Source organism: Microvirga arabica (genome assembly GCF_016811235.1).
In the GTDB taxonomy this organism is placed as follows: domain Bacteria; phylum Pseudomonadota; class Alphaproteobacteria; order Rhizobiales; family Beijerinckiaceae; genus Microvirga; species Microvirga arabica.
The window spans coordinates 1-19,318 of sequence record NZ_JAFBID010000098.1 but is presented as its reverse complement, the minus strand read 5'-3'; the positions used below and the strand labels follow the sequence as shown (position 1 = coordinate 19,318).

19 protein-coding genes are annotated in these 19,318 nt (G+C 64.5%); 1 reads left to right on the top strand and 18 read right to left on the bottom strand.

Annotated features, from left to right (window positions below):
• The 17 genes from JQC81_RS28595 to JQC81_RS28515 all read right to left on the bottom strand — a co-directional run.
• Positions 1–1,125, bottom strand: a 1,125-nt coding sequence (locus JQC81_RS28595; RefSeq protein WP_281400434.1) for a calcium-binding protein, incomplete at its 3' end; no start/stop codon positions are given.
• 498 nt (positions 1,126–1,623) lie between these two features.
• Positions 1,624–4,590: a bifunctional [glutamine synthetase] adenylyltransferase/[glutamine synthetase]-adenylyl-L-tyrosine phosphorylase gene (locus JQC81_RS28590; protein ID WP_203275180.1), complete on the bottom strand. Its 2,967-nt coding sequence runs from the start codon at positions 4,588–4,590 to the stop codon at positions 1,624–1,626.
• Positions 4,591–4,673: 83 nt separating this feature from the next.
• Positions 4,674–6,107 carry a sensor histidine kinase gene (locus tag JQC81_RS28585; protein ID WP_203275179.1) on the bottom strand — a complete coding sequence of 478 codons (1,434 nt, stop codon included), beginning with the start codon at positions 6,105–6,107 and terminating at the stop codon, positions 4,674–4,676.
• Positions 6,108–6,117: 10 nt separating this feature from the next.
• Complete coding sequence (locus JQC81_RS28580; protein ID WP_203275178.1) at positions 6,118–6,816, bottom strand: winged helix-turn-helix domain-containing protein; 699 nt, start codon at positions 6,814–6,816, stop codon at positions 6,118–6,120.
• Between the two features lie 141 nt (positions 6,817–6,957).
• Positions 6,958–8,160, bottom strand: coding sequence for a trypsin-like peptidase domain-containing protein (locus tag JQC81_RS28575; protein WP_203275177.1), 1,203 nt, complete (start codon positions 8,158–8,160; stop codon positions 6,958–6,960).
• 129 nt (positions 8,161–8,289) lie between these two features.
• Entirely contained in the window at positions 8,290–8,682 is a 393-nt protein-coding gene (locus tag JQC81_RS28570) for a hypothetical protein (RefSeq protein ID WP_203275176.1), read from the bottom strand.
• 192 nt (positions 8,683–8,874) lie between these two features.
• Positions 8,875–9,336, bottom strand: a complete 462-nt coding sequence (locus JQC81_RS28565) for a cytochrome c-type biogenesis protein (RefSeq protein WP_203275175.1) — start codon at positions 9,334–9,336, stop codon at positions 8,875–8,877.
• 3 nt (positions 9,337–9,339) lie between these two features.
• On the bottom strand, positions 9,340–11,322 hold the full coding sequence (locus tag JQC81_RS28560; RefSeq protein WP_203275174.1) for a heme lyase CcmF/NrfE family subunit: 1,983 nt from the start codon (positions 11,320–11,322) through the stop codon (positions 9,340–9,342).
• A gap of 15 nt (positions 11,323–11,337) precedes the next feature.
• Positions 11,338–11,796 carry a cytochrome c maturation protein CcmE gene (ccmE, locus tag JQC81_RS28555; RefSeq protein ID WP_203275173.1) on the bottom strand — a complete coding sequence of 153 codons (459 nt, stop codon included), beginning with the start codon at positions 11,794–11,796 and terminating at the stop codon, positions 11,338–11,340.
• A complete protein-coding gene (gene ccmI, locus JQC81_RS28550) occupies positions 11,793–12,902 on the bottom strand; it encodes a c-type cytochrome biogenesis protein CcmI (RefSeq protein WP_203275172.1) in 1,110 nt (369 codons plus the stop codon). Before ccmI ends, ccmE begins: the two co-directional genes overlap by 4 nt.
• A 65-nt stretch (positions 12,903–12,967) precedes the next feature.
• Positions 12,968–14,365, bottom strand: coding sequence for an ATP-binding protein (locus JQC81_RS28545; protein ID WP_312887602.1), 1,398 nt, complete (start codon positions 14,363–14,365; stop codon positions 12,968–12,970).
• The gene (locus tag JQC81_RS28540; RefSeq protein WP_203275171.1) at positions 14,362–15,054 is read right to left on the bottom strand and encodes a response regulator transcription factor; all 693 of its coding nucleotides are present in this window, start codon (positions 15,052–15,054) and stop codon (positions 14,362–14,364) included. The genes JQC81_RS28545 and JQC81_RS28540 overlap by 4 nt, the downstream gene beginning before the upstream one ends.
• Before the next feature lie 13 nt (positions 15,055–15,067).
• Positions 15,068–15,343 carry a PepSY domain-containing protein gene (locus tag JQC81_RS28535; protein WP_203275170.1) on the bottom strand — a complete coding sequence of 92 codons (276 nt, stop codon included), beginning with the start codon at positions 15,341–15,343 and terminating at the stop codon, positions 15,068–15,070.
• A gap of 132 nt (positions 15,344–15,475) precedes the next feature.
• On the bottom strand, positions 15,476–15,859 hold the full coding sequence (locus JQC81_RS28530; protein WP_203275169.1) for a hypothetical protein: 384 nt from the start codon (positions 15,857–15,859) through the stop codon (positions 15,476–15,478).
• Positions 15,859–16,287: an NlpC/P60 family protein gene (locus JQC81_RS28525; RefSeq protein ID WP_203275168.1), complete on the bottom strand. Its 429-nt coding sequence runs from the start codon at positions 16,285–16,287 to the stop codon at positions 15,859–15,861. Before JQC81_RS28525 ends, JQC81_RS28530 begins: the two co-directional genes overlap by 1 nt.
• A gap of 195 nt (positions 16,288–16,482) precedes the next feature.
• Positions 16,483–17,373, bottom strand: coding sequence for a phage/gene transfer agent baseplate hub protein (locus JQC81_RS28520; RefSeq protein ID WP_203275167.1), 891 nt, complete (start codon positions 17,371–17,373; stop codon positions 16,483–16,485).
• Positions 17,374–17,568: 195 nt separating this feature from the next.
• The gene (locus JQC81_RS28515) at positions 17,569–18,207 is read right to left on the bottom strand and encodes a DUF2460 domain-containing protein (RefSeq protein ID WP_203275166.1); all 639 of its coding nucleotides are present in this window, start codon (positions 18,205–18,207) and stop codon (positions 17,569–17,571) included.
• Between the two features lie 82 nt (positions 18,208–18,289).
• Here JQC81_RS28515 and JQC81_RS28510 point away from each other — a divergent pair, with 82 nt between their 5' ends.
• Positions 18,290–18,535, top strand: a complete 246-nt coding sequence (locus tag JQC81_RS28510) for an HP1242/YdcH family protein (protein ID WP_203275165.1) — start codon at positions 18,290–18,292, stop codon at positions 18,533–18,535.
• Positions 18,536–18,651: 116 nt separating this feature from the next.
• Here JQC81_RS28510 and JQC81_RS28505 read toward each other — a convergent pair whose 3' ends face one another.
• Positions 18,652–19,116 (bottom strand): phage tail tape measure protein, encoded by a 465-nt coding sequence (locus JQC81_RS28505; protein WP_210347304.1) that lies wholly within the window; start codon positions 19,114–19,116, stop codon positions 18,652–18,654.
• Positions 19,117–19,318 lie beyond the last annotated feature (202 nt).

Here is a 19,318-nt window from a genome sequence, read left to right as displayed (position 1 = left end):
GCCCGCCGAGGCGGTGAAGTAGCCGGCATAGTCGAAGCCTGCTCCGCCATCGAGCGCATCGGCACCAAGGCCGCCCACCAGGTTGTCGCCGCCGTCGCCGCCGTAGAGGGTGTCCGTGCCGCCATGGCCGTGGAGGACATCGTCGCCCTCGCGCCCGCCGAGCACGTTGTTGGCATTGTTGCCGGTCAGAGCGTCGTTGAAAGCCGAGCCGTCGAGCGCCTCGATAGAGACGTAGTTGTCGCCTTGTGCCTCGCCGGTGTTGAAGGAGGCGTTCATCAGGCTCGCCGCCACGCCAGCTGCTGCCGTGCGGTAGCTTGCTGTATCGAAGCCGTTCCAGCCACCCTCCAGCGCATCGGCACCGATCCCACCGATCAGGGTGTCATCGCCGCCACCACCATTGAGGTAGTCGGCTCCGTCGAGACCAGAGAGGCTGTCGCTGCCCTCATGGCCATAGAGGTTGTTGCCGATCTCAGACCCGCTGATCGTGTCGCCAAAGGCCGAACCATGCACGCCCTCGATGCCCTCATAGACATCCCCGTTTGCATGGCCTGTGTTCTTGGTGGGATCGGACAAGTTAACAACTACACCAATGTTCGCGGTGGAATAGCTTGCAAAGTCGTAGCCAGCACCGCCCCCTAGGGCGTCTCCTCCTGCGCCACCCTCCAGCACGTCGTCGCCATAGTTACCAAGAAGGCTATTTGCTGCGGCATTTCCGGATATCACATCGTTAAAGAACGATCCGATGACACTTTCAATTGAAGTGTAAACATCACCTGCCGCGTCGCCCGTGTTATTTGAGGGATTCTCTAGATTTACGACGACGGCCGCGCGTGCTTTTGAGTAAACGGCGGTATCGAATCCGTTACCACCAAGAAGTCGGTCGGCTCCTGAACCACCGAGCAGGAGATCATCCCCGTTGCTGCCCTGGATAGTATCATCACCCGCACCGCCGTCGATGACAGCGGATTCAGCCATTGCTGAAAGAGTGTCATTTGTACTTAATCCAATTAACCAAGCAACTAATATGTCCATCCAATCATTGTCATCATAGAAAGTATCTATTGCTGTATCTCGCAACTTCTTTTCAGCATAATCAAGCAACATTAAGTATTCATCATAAGACATCAGCGACTTTTGGGGCATATACCAACAATAAAGAAACTGAAGCGTGAAAGCCAGTGTTGCATTTACTTTGATATCATTATAGGTCGATAGAGCTTGGAAGTCGAGTATAAGATCAATAACTCTCTTCGACGCTGGGGTTGAAAGGATCCTCGGCGCTACCGGAGGATGAACCTGTCGAACTTGTGGGAGTTCCTGTCGTGACAGTTGTACCAGCTTGGCTCTGAGTTCCTATGGTGATGACCTGTCCACCATTCCCCATGTAGCAATACGATATGGCCGTACCTTTGGACTCCCACCAGTCAAGCCAATTTTGCAGAGAATTAGCCGCCATAACGCCCCCCTTTAAACACACAGACACTTCTGCTGAAACGTGCACGAAACTGGGGAGGAATAAACTCTCTGTTTACGTAGTTTTTACTTAAGTGTCCCGGATTTTAGCAGCCTACTACAATGCAAAGTTCTCATTTCCGATACGGAACTTCTTTTCCAAGTTGAATCTCACAACGAGAGTAGCGCAGGGAATCTTTCCTGCACCCTTCCCCGCATCTCCCCCAGATGCTCCTGCAGCACCTTCGCGCTCGGCAGACCCGCCACCGTCGCCAAGCGCTTGAGGATCACCGGCGGGACCTTCTCGGCGTCGAACCTGCCTTCGATGGTCAGGCGCTGCCATTGGAAGATGTCGTTGAAGAGTCGGTGGGCTTCGATGAGTGTCCTTGCGTCATCGGATGATAGCAAGCCGAGAGATTGAGACTCTGCGAAAGTCGCTTCCGTCGAGAGGCCGGCGAGCGACGGATGCTGATGCGCATGAGCGATCACCAATCCTTGCGCGATAAAATCGAGGTCGGTGAGGCCACCGCGGGCGAGCTTCATGTCCCAGGGGTCGTCGTCGCCCTTCTCCTGGGCGATCAGCTCGCGCATGGCGCGCACCTCCTTGAACACGTGCCTGGGATCGCGCTCAGCGGTGAGAATGTCTTTCACGGCTCGCGCAACGTCAGCACCGAACGCTTCATCGCCGGCGAGCACGCGGGCGCGGGTGAGCGCCATGTGCTCCCAGAGATCGGCTTCGGTCTTCTGGTAGTTCACAAAGCCCTTGAACTGCGATGCCACCGGACCCTTGCCGCCCTGCGGACGCAGGCGAAGGTCGACCTCATAAAGTAAACCGCGCCGCGTCGGCACGGTGAGTGCGGAGACGAGACGCTGCGTCAGGCGTGTGTAGTAGACTACGGCATCGAGGCTGCGCGGGCCGGTGCTCTCGCGCTGGTTCTCGTCGAAATCGTAGATCACCACGAGATCGAGATCGGAGCCTGCCGTCAATTCTCGGCTGCCGAGACGCCCGAGGCCGAGGATCGCGATGCGTGAACCCGGCACTGTGCCATGATCGGCCTCAAAAGCGCGGCGCACCTCCTCAAATGACACCCGGATGACGGCACGTGCGATGGCCGCATAGGCCTCACCGGTCTGTGCGGGAGAGATGACGCCGGAGAGCAGGCGTGCGCTGGTGACGAAGCGCATCTGTCGCGCCGCATCCCGCACACGGTCGAGGAAGTCCTCGAAATCGCGCGGTGGCCCGATGAGCTGCCGAACTTGGCCTTCAATAGTCTCATCGTCCGTGGTGGGGGTGTTGAAGACTGGATCGATGAGCGCATCGAGCACATGCGGCGACTGCGCCACGGTATCGGCCAGGCGCGGCGCGGTGCCCAGAAGATCGGCGAAGAGAAGCCGCAGGCGGTCGTGGGATTGCAGGATGGTGAGGAGCTCGACGGCTGCCGGCATGCGCCCGAAGGCGCGGTCGAGGGCTGCCAGCGCCCCATCGGGATCGGCCGTGCCACCGAGCGCGGACAACAGGGCCGGGGTGAGTTCGGTCAGCACTTCGCGGGCGCGGGCGCTCTGGATCGCAGGACGACGGCCGAAATGCCAGCCACGCACGGTCTCGGCCACACGCTCGGGCTCGTGGAAACCCATGCGCTGGAGGGTTGCAAGCGTATCAGGATCGTTGTCCGAACCGGTGAAGACAAGGCTGCCGACATCGGAGGCGAGTTCAGGACCCTCCTCGAAGAGCAGCGCATAATGGCCCTGCACGATCTTCGCCTGATCGGTGAGAGCTTTGGAGAAGGCGTTCAGGTTGGGATAGCCGCAGAACTTCGCAAACCGCTTGAGCTGCTCCTCGTCGGACGGCAGGCGCTGCGTCTGCTCGTCGGCCACCATCTGCAGCCGATGCTCGATGGTGCGCAGGAAGCGATATGCATCCGAAAGCTCGTCGCGCGCTTTGTCCGTGATCCAGCCTTCATCATGGAGAGCCTTCAGCATGTCGAGGGTGCGCCGCCCTCGCAGGCCGGGGCGCCGCCCACCGAAAACTAGTTGCTGCGTCTGCACGAAAAACTCGATCTCGCGAATGCCGCCGCGCCCGAGCTTGATGTCGTGGCCCACAACCGCGATCTGATCATGCCCGCGCACCGCATGGATCTGCCGCTTCATGGCGTGCACGTCGGCGATGGAGGCAAAATCGAAATACTTGCGCCAGATGAAGGGGCGCAGTTCCTTCAAAAAGTTTTCGCCGAGCGTCAGGTCACCGGCGATGGGCCGCGCCTTGATGAAGGCCGCGCGCTCCCAGTTCTGCCCGACGGTTTCGTAGTAGACGTAAGCCGACGACAGCGACACGGCGGTGGGCGTCGAGCCGGGATCGGGACGCAGGCGGTAGTCGACGCGATGCACATAGCCATCCGCCGTGCGCTCCTGCAGGAGCTTGGCGAGTTGCTGCGCAAGGCGGGTGTAGATCGTCGCTGCCTCGGACGGATCGCGCAGAGCCTGCGTTTCCGGATCGAAGAAGATCACGAGATCGATGTCGCTCGAGTAGTTGAGCTCCCCTGCCCCGTGCTTGCCGAGCGCCAGCACGGTGAAGCCGGAGCCCTCGGCCGGATTGTCCGGGTTTGCGAGATTGACCCGCCCGAGATCCGCCATCTCGGTCAGAACGAGATTGACGCTGCCTGCAACAGACGCGTCGGCAAAATCCGAGAGCGCCTGCGTCACCTGCTCGGTGCCCCAGAGGCCGCCGATATCGGCCATAGCGACAAGGAGCGCGTGGGCATTGCGGTTCTGACGAAAGGCTCTCACGGCATCGTTGCGGGTGATCGCGCCGGAGCGCAACTCACGGAAAAGGCCGGACTGGTTTTCGATGATTGACCGATGCGCCTGCTCCGGCGAAGAAAACGTGAACCTCGCCACGCGGGCGGGATCGTTGACGATGAGCTGCCAGAGAAATGGCGAGTGATCAGCCAGCCCCAGCAGAAGGTCGCAGAGAAGTCCCTCGCTCAGATGCTCCAGCAGGCCGGCTGCTTCGGGCTCGTCGCGCACCCGATCAATGAAATCCTTCAGCTGCGCCTTGGCGCGCTTCTGATCGGCCACAAGGGGAGCTTGGGTCAGACGGCTGAGGAGAGTGTCGTTCGCATCCGGCACGGCGGGGCTCATCGGTTTTCTCAAGATAACCCGAGTGTTCATGCCGGGCATCCGGAGGCAACCGAAAAGTGCCCCGGGGCTCTTATCCTTCAGGCTTAAGCGGCGGTCTGGAGGGTTGGCTGCGGCAAGTCCACGGCCTTGAGCGGGAGGGCCAGCACGACCCTCAAGCCGGGCTCGTTGTCCTCCAGCCTGAGCGCTCCCCCATGAAGCCTCGCCACCGCAGCGGCCAAGCTCAAGCCCAAGCCGAAGCCGGGGCGCGAACGAGCCGTTTCCAGGCGGACGAAGCGCTCCAGCACCCGACCCCGCTCCGCCTCCGGAATGCCAGGACCGTGGTCTGCAACCACGATCCGCACCTCGCCGTCGCGGCGATGAGCCGATACGCTGATCGTCCTACCGGAAGCATCGGACGAGGCGCCGTATTTCAGGGCGTTATCGAGGAGGTTCGACATCGCCTGCCCGAGAAGCTCGCGGCTGCCGTGAATGGGCAGGTCATCCTCAACGGAAACCTCCAGATCCACGCCAGCCTCTTCGGCCAAGGCATCGTAGAGTTCGGCAACGCCGCGCACGGCTTCCGCCGCGTCGAAATCGGCCAGCCCCTCGCGGGCGCTGCCTGCCTCGAGCCGGGCGATCATCAGCAGCGCGTTGAAGATGCGGATGAGATTGTCGCTCTCATCGATGGTGGCCTCGAGCGCCGTCTTCAGCTCGTCCGGGGTCTTGGCCGTTCGCAGGGCCTCGTCGGCCTTGTTGCGCAGGCGCGTCAGGGGCGTCTTGAGATCATGGGCGATATTGTCCGAGACCTCCTGCATGCCGCGCATCAGCTCGCCGATGCGGTCGAGCATGGCGTTCAGGTTCTCCGCGAGCCGGTCGAGCTCGTCGCCGGTTCCCGCCACCTTCAGGCGGCCGCCGAGATCACCCGCCATGATGTGGCGCGTGATGTCCGTCATGTCGTCGACGCGCTTGAGCACCCGTCGCGTGATGAACCATCCGCCGAGGCAGCCAAGAACGCCGATGAACAGGAGCGAGTAGCCGAACGCCCGCTGGATGATCTCACGCAGGCGCCGGCGCTCCTCAACGTCGCGGCCGACGAGGAGGCGGAACCCTCCGGGTAGGAGATAGACGCGCACAATGGCCACATCGGGCCGCGTTTCGGTCTCGTCCGTGCGGTTGTAGAGCGTCTCGAACTGGCCGGTTCGGCTAAGAATATCAGGAGGCAGCGCGCCCACATTGCCGGCAATGCGTTCGCCGGCTTCCGTGGTCACCAGATAGAGCAAGGCGCCCGGCGCGCGTGAACGCCGCTCGACGTTGTTCACAAGACGACGCAAGCCGCCGAACCTATACTGATCGGACAGGCTGTTGATCTCGGATTCGATGCTGGAGACGAACTGCTCGGTCAGCAGCCGTTGGGCGTTCCAGGCCACATAGCCCAGGGCCACGAAGGCGAAGATGGTGAAGATGAGCAGATAGGCAAAGGACAGCTTGAAGGCCGTCGTGCGGACGAGCTTGCCGAGGGCGCTCATAAAGGCGCTCATGACCGTACGCTCATTCCTCGTCTCCCTCTGCGCCGACACGCACCGTGTAACCCGCGCCGCGGATGGTGTGGATGAGCGGCTTGTCGAAGCCCTTGTCGATCTTGGCGCGCAGGCGCGAGACGTGAACGTCGATCACGTTGGTCTGGGGATCGAAGTGATAATCCCACACATGCTCCAGCAGCATGGTGCGGGTGACCACCTGATTGGCATTCTTCATGAGGTATTCGAGCAGCCGGAACTCCCGCGGCTGCAGCACGATCTCTTGCCCTGACCGCGTCACGCAATGGGACAGGCGGTCGAGTTCGAGATCGGCGATGCGGTAGACGGTGGGCTCCGCATTGGGCGCCGATGCTCGCCGGCGCGAGAGAACCTCGACGCGGGCGAGAAGCTCGGAGAAGGCATAAGGCTTGGGGAGATAATCGTCGCCGCCGGCGCGCAACCCCTTCACCCGGTCGTCCACCTGGCCCAGCGCCGAGAGAATGAGAACCGGCGTCTCGACCTTCTGCTCGCGGAGAGACCGGATCAGGGAAAGGCCGTCGAGCTTGGGCAGCATGCGGTCGACCACGAGCACGTCGTAGTCGCCGGCTTCCGCCATGGCATAGCCGTCGAGGCCATCCGCGGCATGGTCCGCCACGTGGCCAGCTTCCCGGAACGCCTTGACCAGGTAGGAGGCTGCCTCCCGGTCGTCCTCAATGATCAGAATCCGCATCAGACTGAACGCCACACAAGAAAAAGCCCGTCGGCGGACCGGTCCTGGAGGGGAAAGACCGGCCCGCCGCGGGCAGAAGACACCAGGTGTCGGGGGCAATCAACTCAGAAAACCTGGTGCCTAACCTTTATCCGAGGGCGTTTAGACGCCCTTCGGCTGGCTCGCGACCTCAAGGGTCACGTTCCGCTCCTTGCCGTCACGCCACAGCGTGAGCGACAGGCTCTTGCCCGGGGCGACATTGGCCACCTTGCGGGAAAGGTCCTTGGCCTCGTTGATCGGCTGGCCGTCGACGGCGATGATGGTGTCGCCCGTCTTGACGCCGGCCTTGGCCGCGGGACCGTCCTTCATGGCCTCGGCCACGAGGGCGCCCTTGGGCTCCTTCAAGCCGATGGCCTCGGCGATCTCCTTGGTCACCGGCTGCATCTGCACACCGATGAAGCCACGGGTCACGGAGCCTTTCTCCTTCAGGGACGCGATAACGGTCTCGACCGTGCTCGCCGGGATGGCAAACGCAATACCCACATTGCCGCCCGATGGCGAGAAGATTGCCGTGTTCACGCCCACGACCTCGCCTGCGAGGTTGAAGGTCGGGCCACCGGAGTTGCCCCGGTTCACCGAAGCGTCGATCTGGATGAAGTCGTCGTAGGGACCGGCGCCGATGTCGCGGTGCTGGGCCGACACGATGCCGGCCGTCACCGTGCCGCCGAGGCCGAACGGGTTGCCGATGGCCACCACCCAATCGCCGATGCGAGCCTTCTGGCCGGCCAGGCGAACGTAGGGGAAGTCGCTGCCCTCGACCTTCAGCAGGGCGAGGTCGGTCTTCGGGTCGGTGCCGACCACCTTGGCATCGAGCGTCCTGCCGTCGTCCATGGTGATCTCGACCTCGGAGCCCTTGTCGACCACGTGGTTGTTGGTCACGATGTAGCCGTCGCCTGAGACGAAGAAGCCGGAGCCCATGGACTGGCCGAAGCGGCGGGGCCGCTCGCGGCGTTCGCCACGCTCACCACGCTCGCCATCACGGAACTGGCGGAAGAAGCGCTCCATCGGATGGCCGGGGGGCAGATCCGGCGCCGAAAAGCGCGGACCGTCCTCATCGTCGCGGTCGGCCACGTTCTGCACCTTGACCTTCACGGAAACCACGGCGGGCTTCACCCGCTCGATCACATCGGCGAAGGACGGAACATTCTGCACCGGCTGAGCCATGGAGCGCAGCTCGGCATGGGCGGCATTGGGGGCAACCAGACCGCTCTCGACGGCGCCGCCCGCGATCAACGCAGCCACGGCCGCTGCGCCGAGCCATGTCGCGGTGCGCTTGCGGGCGGGAGTGGAAACCTTGTCCAACATCTCTTGTCTCTCCTCGAAGAACCCTTGTCGGTTCGTCATGGGAGCAAGATGGGGGTTGGCGCCTTACGGTACCCTCACCCCTAGATGAAATGTTGGTAAGGTTTCGCGACAGGCGGACGGAGCCGTCTCTTACTTTCTCCCGCGGGACAAGCGCCTGAGCTGCTTACGACCGGTTTTCTGCACTTTAAGGATTCTGTTCGAAGTTGTTTTCAGCGTTAGCCGGCTGGCATGTTCAGCCTTGGCCGGGTCGCTCCGGACCGAGCCGATCGCAGTCGCCTTCTTTGGCGGGAGCGGCGCGTCGTTACGAGCGACGAAAGGACGGGCCATGCATTGGCTCACATGCGCAACACGCCGCTTCACAATCCGCTGGAAACCGTCGACGCCGATCTTTCCCTTAGGGGCAATCGCAAGCCTCGCCTCCTGACGGCATGCCTCGCGCTTGGCGACGAGATTTTCATCGGATCGTGCAGCGAAAGGAAGAACGAAAAGGACGAAACCCAATCCAAAGGCCGCTGCTTTCACGACCGTTCCTTTCGCAGGAGATATCAGGAGAACGACGGCCCGATATCACCAGCTCGGCGGTTTGGCTCAGCGACAAATTGGCATGTTCACTAGAAAAAGCGATGCCGTTTCCAACTGAGGAACGCGGGCCTAATGCAAGCGGACTATGCTCTCACAAATAAGCAAAGTTTCACGCCATGGCATGATTGATGATCAAGCGCTCCGATCGCGCTTGAGCAAAGTCTCCAGCGCCTCACGCTCCCCCTCATCGAGGGCCGCCGTGGTGGGCTGCGGGCGGCGCCTAATGGCGGCATACGCACCGATGCCACCGAGGATCAGAACCAGAGCCGGGGTCAGCCACAGCAGCAGGGTGTGGGTGCCGAAGGTTGGCTTCAGCAGCACGAACTCGCCGTAGCGCTGGACGAGGAAGCTTTCCACCTGATCGTCGGTGTCGCCAGCCACAAGGCGCTCGCGCACCAGGAGGCGCAGGTCCTTGGCGAGCTGGGCGTCGGAATCGTCGATCGACTGGTTCTGGCAGACGAGACAGCGCAGGCCTGCCGAGATTTCGCGGGCGCGTTTCTCCAGAGCCGGATCCTTCAGAACCTCGCCTGGCTGCACGGCAAAGGCGGAGGCGCTGAACACAAGGGCCGCGAAGAGGGCAAGGACGAAGCGCATGGCCTACTCCGCAGGAACCGCATTGGGCGGCATCGTCTTGGCCGGAACGGGTGCGCCGATGCGCAGGCGCCGGTCAGTGAGCGATATGCCGCCGCCGATGGCCATCACCAGGGAACCGATCCAGATCAGCAGGACGAGGGGCTTATGGTAGAGCCGGACGCCGATGGATCCGTCGGGCTGCGCGTCGCCGATGCTGGCATAGACTTGGCCAAGGCCGACAGTCAGGATACCTGCCTCCGTGGTTGGCATGCCGCGGGTCACGTAGAGACGCTTCATGGTCTCGAGCGTCCCAAGCTCGCGGCCGGAACTGAACACGGTTAAAACAGCCGCTTCCTCGCGGTAGTTGGCCTCGACGCGCGGGACGACCCGCTCGAGGCGCACCTCGTAGTCGCCGCCCTTCAGGCGCTCGCCAACTTTAAGGCTGCCGATGGCCTCGATGCCCCAGGCGGTAGCGGCAATACCGATGACGGTGAGGCCCACGCCCGCATGGGCGATGGCCGTGCCCCAGGCCGAGCGCGGCAGGCCTCGCGCTTTACGCCAAGCCACGGACAGCGGAGTGCCCTTCGACCAGGCGCGCGTCACGATTTCATTGAGCGAACCGAGCACCAGGTAGAGCCCGAGCCCGATGCCGAGGGGCGCCGCCATGGGGCCGTCATAGGTGACGGCGAACATCGCGATGGTGGCGAGAATCGAGAGGCCGAACACCGCATAGAGTCGCTGGGCCGTGCCGAGGAAGTTACCGCGCTTCCAGGCGAGCGTCTGCCCCAGCGGCAGGAGCAGCAGGAGCGGCACGATCAGCGGCAGGAAGGTGAAGTTGAAGAACGGCGCGCCGACAGAGATCTTCTCGCCCGTCAGCACCTCAAGCGCCAGCGGGTAGAGCGTGCCGATGAACACGGTGGCGCAGGCGGTGGCGAGAAACAGGTTGTTGACCACGAGCGCGCCCTCGCGGGAGACCGGCGCGAACAGGCCGCCCTGCTTGAGCATCGGCGCGCGCCAGGCGAAGAGCGCGAGCGAGCCGCCGATGAACAGGATCAGGATGCCGAGGATGAAGGTGCCGCGCTCCGGGTCCACTGCGAAGGAATGCACGGAGGTGAGCACGCCGGAGCGCACCAGGAAGGTGCCGAGCAGCGAGAGCGAGAAGGTCAGGATGGCGAGCAGGATCGTCCAGACTTTGAGCGCATCGCGCTTCTCCATCACGACGGTGGAGTGCACGAGCGCCGTGCCGGCAAGCCACGGCATGAGCGAGGCGTTCTCCACCGGATCCCAGAACCACCATCCGCCCCAGCCGAGTTCGTAATAGGCCCAGTAAGAGCCCATGGCGATGCCGAGCGTCAGGAACGCCCAGGCGCCGAGCGTCCAGGGGCGCACGATCCGGGCCCAGACCGCATCGATGCGTCCGTCGATCAGGGCCGCGCAGGCGAACGCGAAGGAGATCGAGAAGCCCACATAGCCAATGTAGAGGAGCGGCGGATGGATCGCGAGGCCGGGATCCTGCAGCAGCGGGTTCAGATCCTGTCCCTCCAGCGCTGCCGGAACCACGCGCGTGAAGGGATTGGAGGTCATCAGAATGAAGAGCAGGAACGCGATGGTGACGGCAGCCTGCACGGCGAGCGTGTTCGCCTGCAGCCGCATGGGGATGCTGTTGCGCGAGATCGCCACCACCGCGCCGAACAGGGCGAGGATCAGCACCCAGAGCAGCATGGAGCCTTCATGGTTTCCCCACACGCCGGAGATCTTGTAGATCAGCGGCTTTGCCGAGTGCGAGTTCTGCACCACGTTGAGCACCGAGAAGTCGGAAGCGAGATAGGCGTAGGTCAGGGCCAGGAACGAGAAGACGATGCAGGCGAAGACCGCCAGCGCGCTCGTCGGCGCCACAGCCATCAGCACGGGATCGTTGGCGCGCGCACCCCAGAGCGGCACGAGGAATTGGATCAGCGACAGGCCCAGGGCGAGCGCGAGTGCGAAATGTCCGGCCTCGACCAACACGAGGGCTCTCCCTTGCTATTGCGTCTTGGGCGCGGCGTTGGCCTCGCCCTGCCAGTGACCCTGTTTCTTCAGCGTATCGGCCACCTCACGCGGCATATAGTTCTCGTCGTGCTTGGCGAGAACCGAGTCGGCGCGGAAAGCGCTGGGGCTTTCCAGAATGCCTTCGGCCACGACCCCCTGCCCCTCTCGGAACAGGTCGGGCAGCAGGCCCTTGTAGTTCACCTTGATCACGGCCTCGGCATCCATCACCTCGAAGGTGATCTGCTGGTCGGCTCCGCGCTGCACGGAGCCCTCCTTCACGAGACCGCCGAGGCGGATGCGCGTGCCGGGCTGAACGCTCTTGGCCTGGATGTCGACCGGCGAGTTGAAGAACACGATCGTGTCGTTCATGGCGTAGAGCACGAGCCCGAGTGCGACCGCGAGGACGCATCCGGCAACTCCGATGAGGGTCAGGCGGCGTTGTTTTCTCGTCATGGCTGAGCGTCGGTGAGTTTCAGTTCCTGGGCCATCAGGTCGATGGTCTTCAAGGCCTCGGCATCCTGCGCCAGAGCTGCACGGGCGCGCTTAGCCGCGTCCGCTGCCTTGTCGCGCTGGCCCAGCACGGCATAGGAGCGCATCAGCCGGGTCCATTCCTCGGCGGAACCGCCCTGGGCTTCGAGACGGCTCGCAAGCCCCGCCACCATGCCGGCGATGGCCTCAGGGCCGATCTGTGCCGAAGCGCCCGCCAGGGCTGCCTCGGGCTGGGGTGCGCCGAGGGCTGACAGTTCCTGCCGCACCGCATCCGTCCATGGCGCATCGGCCGGCGAGGAAGCGAGAAGCTGCTGAAGAATGCTCTTGGCCTTGTCGGTCTGCCCATCCTGCACGGCCGCGCGGGCGAGATAGAACTGGGCCTTGGCCGCGCTCGGGTCGAGCTTGACCGCCTGCTCGAAGGCGGCTTGCGCCTCCGCCGAGATCAACCCATCCTTGGCGAGCACCAGGGCCTCGCCGTAATTGGCGAACCGGACGGCATCGGGCGCCTGATAGCGGATGGCCGATTCATAGGCTTTGACCGCATCCTCGATGCGGCCCATGCGCAGATAGACCGGGGCGATCACCTCCCAGCCGCGCCCGTCCTGCGGGTTCTTCGCGAGATGCGCCTCGATCTCGGCCACGGCGCCGAGCAGATTGCTGCTGCCAGCCTGCTGCGGCTGCATCCGCGCGCCCGGCGGCTCGCTGAGCAACTGGGGCGAGCCGTAGATTTCGTAAGTGGCGAGCGCCAGGAGCGGGATGATCGACAGGGCCAGCGTCGATGCCGCGCGGCGGCGGCGCAGGGCCGGCTCGCCGACCGCGGCAGAGACCTCTTCGGCCTGAAGCCCCGTGGCCCGGAGCAGCCGACGTCCGGCCTCGGCCTTGGCGGCATCCGCCTCGCTCGGCATGAGCACGCCGCGGCTTAGATCCCGCTCGATCTCGGCGATCTGCTCGCGGTAGAACTGCGTGTCCGGATCGGCCTGACGCCCGACGGCATAATGGCGCGACAACGGCCACAGCACCGCCATCACGGCTGCCGCCGTCATTATCAGGAGAATGATCCAGATCACCATAAAGTCCTATTTACTCCGTGTCCTCCTCAAGCACGACGGTGGCACGGTGTCACGCGTAAATCCCCTTAAGAGGAACTCCTATCCCCCGGGAGTTCCAGGATCGCGCGCAGGCCGCCCATGGGCGAGGCATCGAGTTGGAGCGAGCCCCGATAGAGGGCCGCGAGATCGCTCACGATGGAGAGCCCTAGGCCCGAGCCGGGCTTCGTCTCGTCGAGCCGCCGGCCGCGCTTGAGCATCTCGGTCCTGGCGGCCTCTGGCAATCCCGGCCCGTCATCGTCGATGAGCAGGCGGAAGCGCGGCCGGTCGTCGTCGCGGACGATCTCGGTGGCTATCACCACCTTGTGCGCGGCCCATTTGGCCGCGTTGTCGATGAGGTTGCCGGCCATCTCCTCGAGATCCTGCTTCTCGCCGCGGAAGCGCAGGTCCGGCGGGACCGCGAGCTCCACCTCCAGGTCCTTGTCGCGGTAGATCTTCGCGAAGGTGCGCGCGAGGCCTGCGATCACCGGCTCGGCCTCGGTCAACGTGCCGAGCGTGCCGGCGAGCGCCGCCGCACGGGCGCGGTCGAGGTAGTAATTGACCTGATCGCGCATGAGAGCCGCCTGCTCACGGACCCTGGCGGCGACATCCTCGGGGGCGTTCTCCGCCTCGTTCATGATCACGCTGAGCGGGGTCTTGAGCGCATGAGCGAGGTTGCCCACCTGCGTGCGGGCCCGCTCCAGGATCTCCCGGTTGGTGTCGAGGAGCAGATTCAGCTCGCTGGCGAGCGGAGAGATGTCGCGCGGATACTCGCCGGCGATGCGCTCCGCCTCCCCCTGCCGGATGGCGCCGAGCGCGCTACGCAGATTCGACAGGGGCCGGAGGCCGAAGCGGATCTGCAGGAGCGTGGTGAAGCCGAGCGCGAGCCCGAGAAGCGCAAAGGTGACGGTAAGGGCGAAGATGAAGTCCCGCACCGCTGCCTCGATCTCGTCGGCCGGTCCGGCCACGCGGATGATATAACGCCCGTCCTCACCGAGATCGATGTCGCGTTCGATCACGCGGAGATTGCGGTCGTCCGGCGCCCGTCCGTAGCCGCGGCGGATCTGCCCGAACCGGTCGTCGCCGGCGGCAAGGTTCGGCAGTTGCCCGCCGAAGAGGGACTTGGAGGAACGGATCTCGGCCGGCGCCGCATTGGGCCGCGCCACCTGCCAGTACCAGCCCGACAGGGGCAGCTCGAACCGGGGATCGCCGATAGGGCCGAGATCCCGGTCGGGATCGCCCGGCCCGACGAGGTTCGAGGCCAGCGTGTTGGCATAGACGAGAAGCCGCTGGTCGAAGGCCCGCTCCGTGTTGTCCCGGTAGAGGGTCGACAGGATCAGCCCGGCGATCAGCAGGATCACGAAGCTCCAGAAAACCGAGGAGACCGCCAGCCGGACCGCGATGGGGCGGCCGGCGAACCGTTTCACGAGCGGCGACAGGCCGGTCACGTCTTGGTCTGAGCTTGGGTCGTCTGGGCCTGGGTGGCGTCAAGGAGATAGCCCAGTCCCCGGACGGTCTGGATGATGTCGACGCCGAGCTTCTTGCGAAGCCTGCCGATGAAGACCTCGATGGTGTTGGAATCCCGGTCGAAGTCCTGATCGTAGAGATGCTCGGTCAGCTCGCCCCTCGAGACGATGCGTCCCATGTGGTGCATGAGATACGAGAGCAGCCGGTACTCGTGCGAGGTCAGCTTCACCGGGTTGCCGTCCACGGCCACGCGGCCCGAGCGGGTGTCGAGCTTCACAGGGCCGCAGGAGATCTCGCTCGTGGCATGCCCGGCCGAGCGGCGCAGCAGGGCGCGCACGCGGGCGAGAAGCTCCTCCATGTGGAAAGGTTTCGTTACGTAATCGTCGGCGCCCGCATCGAAGCCCTGGACCTTGTCGCTCCAGCGGTCGCGGGCGGTGAGAATGATCACCGGCATCTTGCGTCCCTCGCGGCGCCAAGCGGTCAGCACGGAAACGCCGTCCACCTTCGGCAGGCCGAGATCGAGGATGATGGCATCGTAGGGCTCGGTTTCGCCGAGGAACTGCCCCTCCTCGCCATCCATGGCGGTGTCCACCGCGTAGCCTGCCTGTTCAAGGGCAGTCACGATCTGCTTATTGAGGGTCTTGTCATCCTCGACAACGAGTAGGCGCACGGTTCTGGCTTTCCTATTTGACCGATCTCACGCGCCCGGAGGAGCCGTCGATCATCACTTGCACGATGCGACCGTCCTTTTGCAAGGCCATGATCACATAGACAAGGGCATCGCTGTTGCGGCAGAGGCTGGCCCGGACCACGTCGGCGCCCGGAACCTGTCGCCGCGCCGTCATCACGGCGGAAGCCGGCGTGACGACACCCTTCGAGGCCACGGCTTCCTGCATCTCGCGGGGCGGAAGGCAGTTCCTGAGTGCCGCCGACGCGCTTTGCGCATGAGCCGCCCCCATCGTCCCCCACAACGCTATGACCAGACAAACCAGACGCATGAGGTGACCATGCCTTTGCCGCACTGAATGAATTCTGAATACTAAGTAGGGTCGGTTCCGGAAGGATAAACCGGCCCGATGGCCTTAATGTCCTTAGTTCAGGATCTGTTTCGTCGCCAGGATCCGGAACAGGGTCGAGGCGATGAAGCTGCCGGCGGCGATGAGCTGGACCAGCGCTTCCTCGACCGCGCCGGTGGACAGCGCTGAGCCGTCGAAGCCGAACAGCCCGAGGACGAGGGCCGAAAGCCCGATCAGACCATAGCCCCGCGGGATCGGCGCGCCCTCCGTGGAGGTGAGCCCGTCGATGTCCTTGAGGCGTGGGCCCTCCACATATTTCGTGTCGCTGCCGGAAAAGAGCGCATTGTCGATGGCAGCGCCCGCAAGCGCCCCGAGCGCCCGCCCCCCCATGGCGCCGATCGGCCCGCCGACCATGCCGCCCACGACGGAACCGACGGTTTGAAGAACGATGGTGGCCATCAGGGAGCATCCGGGAATCGAAAGGCATGGGACAGGTGACGTCGCCACCAGGGCCGGAACGCGACTTCCGCGACGGCTGCGCCGTCATGGGCGTGGATCATGGTGCTCGGCGAGGTGGCGATGGCGCAGTGCTTGGCCGGCAGGTTGTCGCGCCAGCGGAAGAGCAGCACGTCGCCCGCTGCGAATTGGGTCCGCTCGATCTCGATAAGATGTTGTCGCGCAGCGGCCACGAGCGTATCCGCCCCCGCCTCGGCCCAATCGGGCGAGTACGGCGGCGGCAGCTCGGGCTCGGCCCCCATGACCCCACGCCACACGCCGCGCAGCAGCCCGAGGCAGTCGCAGCCGACGCCTTTCAGCGAGGCTTGGTGGCGGTAGGGCGTGCCGATCCAGGAGCGGGCCTCGGCGAGGATGAGGTGAGGTGCGGGCATGATGAAAATGCGTGCGGCAGCACCCTCCCCTTGAGGGGAGGATCGGCTCGAAGAGCCGGGGTGGGGTGAATGGCGCTGTCGGTTGGAATAACCGGCGTTGGGTCCGATGGCAGTCGGCAAAGTGTGGCGCTGCCACCCCACCCCGCCGCCCTACGGGCGTCGACCCTCCCCCTCAAGGGGAGGGTGAAGAAGGCGTCATTTGAAGAAGCTCCCGCCGTCGAGCCCCGGCTCACCCTGCTGCGGCATGCGGATGATGAAGTCGTTGCCGGGCATGTGCGGAAAGCCGCGGAAGTTTACGACGTTGTCGAACTTCCTGCGGCACATGGCGTGGGTCTTGTCGCAGCCCGCCGTCACGCGGAACGTGTCGCCGATCTTGATCGCCTGCGGCGCGCGCTGCCACAGGTCGAACTCGTCCGTGCCGTTGATGGCACGATGCACCTTGATCTCGACGGAGATGCCCGCATTGTCGCCAGTGACCCAGGTGAGCCGGCCCGCATTGCACCATCCGTCCGCAAAGCCGATGCCGGAGGCGGCAATCGTCAATGCACCATCGGTGCGCGTCACCGTACCGGTGTCGGAATAGGCGGATGCGGTGAGGTTCACGCCGCATTGCGCATCGCCGAGATCCGCCGAGCAGGTGGCGCGAAACAGCCGCCCGCGCTCCTCGTCGAAGCGGTGCATGAGCCCCCTCACCTCGGCCACGAAGCTGCCGTCGGCGCGGCGGATCTCGCCGATGGCGCCGATGTCGAGGAGCACGCGCTCGGCCACGTTGCTCCAGTTCACGAGCCAGGTCTCCACGCTCGCATCGTCGCAGAGGCCCGGCGCGATGTCGTGCTCGGTCAACCCTGCGGAGACGAGCGCGCCGGCCACCTCGCCGCCGCCCACCGCGAAGCCGAGTTCGGCCGTCGCCTCCGCCGCCTCCAGTCCCGAGCGGGCTGCGTACGCAGTGCCGTTGAAGGTGATGTCGTGGTCATGGTCGGTGAAACCGAACGCGGTGCCGTCGCGGCGGATGAGCCGCCAGCAATGGCACAATGTCGTCGCTCCCTCGGCCATGTGGGCGGAGAGGTTTTCAGGAATGGTACGCATGAGAGCCGGACCTAATGATGTTGTGATCGTGTCTGTAAACTCACCCGCTCGTCATCCCCGGACTTGTTCCGGGGATGACGAGGAGGATGTCATTCCCGGCCGGAGCGCAGCGGAGGGGAAGGGAATCCACTCACACCCTCAGCGCGATAGATCCCCTTCCCGCACTTCGTGCGCCGGGGATGACAAAGGTGAAAGTCAGGGAACGATCTCGATCAGCGGGATCTGCGGGATGCCGCCGGCGTCGAAGGTAGAGAGGTCGATGTCGAGCTCGTCCGCGTCGAAGCGCACCGGCACGTCGAAAGCGAAGCCCGCGGTGATGACGGCGCCGGCCGGCGGCGCGGCGGAGAACGTCACGAGACCCGTCACCGGGTCGCAGTTGAAGCCTGAGCCCACCGCCTGCTCCACTCCATTCACCGCCACCCGCACCGTGCCGCCGACCGGCTTGGCAATGCTGCGGCTGTAGGGCGCGAAGGCGGAGCCGTAGGCTTTCACCAGCTGGAAACTCCGCTCCGCCCCGGTGCCGGTGCCGATGCGCTGGTCCAGCGGCGTCGGCTCGCGGGAGGGCGGGCCGGAGCGCCAGTCGGTGCGGTCGCGGAAGCGGAAGCCGTAGAGCCTGCCGCGCCGCTCCTCGAAGAAGGCGATCACCGTGTGCAGGGCATCGACTGTCCTGACCCCGAGCCCCGCATCGTAGCGGCGGCGCGAGCCGGCCCAGCGGCTGTTGCGGTGCTCGCGGCCGGAGGCGAGCGTGACGATATCGGTCCGCCGCACGGGCCCGCCCCGGCTGCCGAGGCTGACGTCGAGGGGAAAGCGGACCTCGTGGAAGTCTGAGGCCATGGTTGATCCTGTGAGCTGTGAAACGAAAGAACCGGGGTGGCGTTGACGAGGCGCAAGCCATTCAACACGGAGGCGGCCCGCGATGAGCAATGCTCCCAACGACCTCGCGCAGGATTTCCCGGACAAGGTCGACCGGATCCACCAGCTGAAAACGAGCAACGGCCGCTTCGCGCGGCTCTATGACGAATACGACGAGCTGAACCGCACCATCCACCGGATCGAGACCCGGGTGGAGCCCAAGCCCGAGGAGGTCGAGGAGGAGCTGAAGCGCCGCCGCCTGCAGATCAAAGATGAGATCATGGCCATGCTCGAGGGCACGGACGCCTGATCGAGATTTCCGGAAACAATCCACAGTCCTCATCTTGAGGAGGGCCTCAGGCCCGTCTCGAAGGAGGATCCAGAGAGCACTGGAGGCTCCTTCGAGACGCCGCGTTCAGCGGCTCCTCAGGATGAGGCTGTCATTTGTAAAAAGCATTCGGCCTCACATACCCCGCTGCCCGCGCGCGACCGCTCGGGCAGCGCGGCGGAGACCTGCGCCTCGGAGCGGTGGAAGCTCTCCGCGTCCGGGGTCGTGACGTTGACGGTCACGGAGGCCGGCCGCCCTCCCCCGCCGCCGCGCACGCCGAGCCGCCCGTCCGGCCCGCGCGCCAGCGGCATCACGGCTTCCGCCCCCTGCTCGCCCATGAGGCCGAGTCCGCGCCCGAGCGGAAAGTAAGTTGGCGCCCCGACGACCCCACCCTTGGCGAAAGGCATCAGCATGCCTCGGGAGAGCACGCCGCCCTTGACCAGAGCCGGCCCGCCGGCGCCGAACAGTAAGCCGAGAAGGGACGACAGCCCGCCGCTCAGGCTTTGCCCTGCGCCTGACAGATCAGGGCCCATCGGCAGCGCATTGCCAAACAGGCCCGCCATCAGTGTTTGCATGCCACGGCTGAGGGCCATCTGTAGTGGAGCCATTGCGGACTTCAGCGCAAATTCTGTGAATGTCTTGCGTACGTCCTTTAGAACGTTATCAAATTTCTTGCCTTCCGAGATGTTCTTAGTGCCCGTTTGAGAATTGCTACGGGTGAGCGATGCGGCGGAGCATGAGACTGCTCATGGCCACCCCGATCAT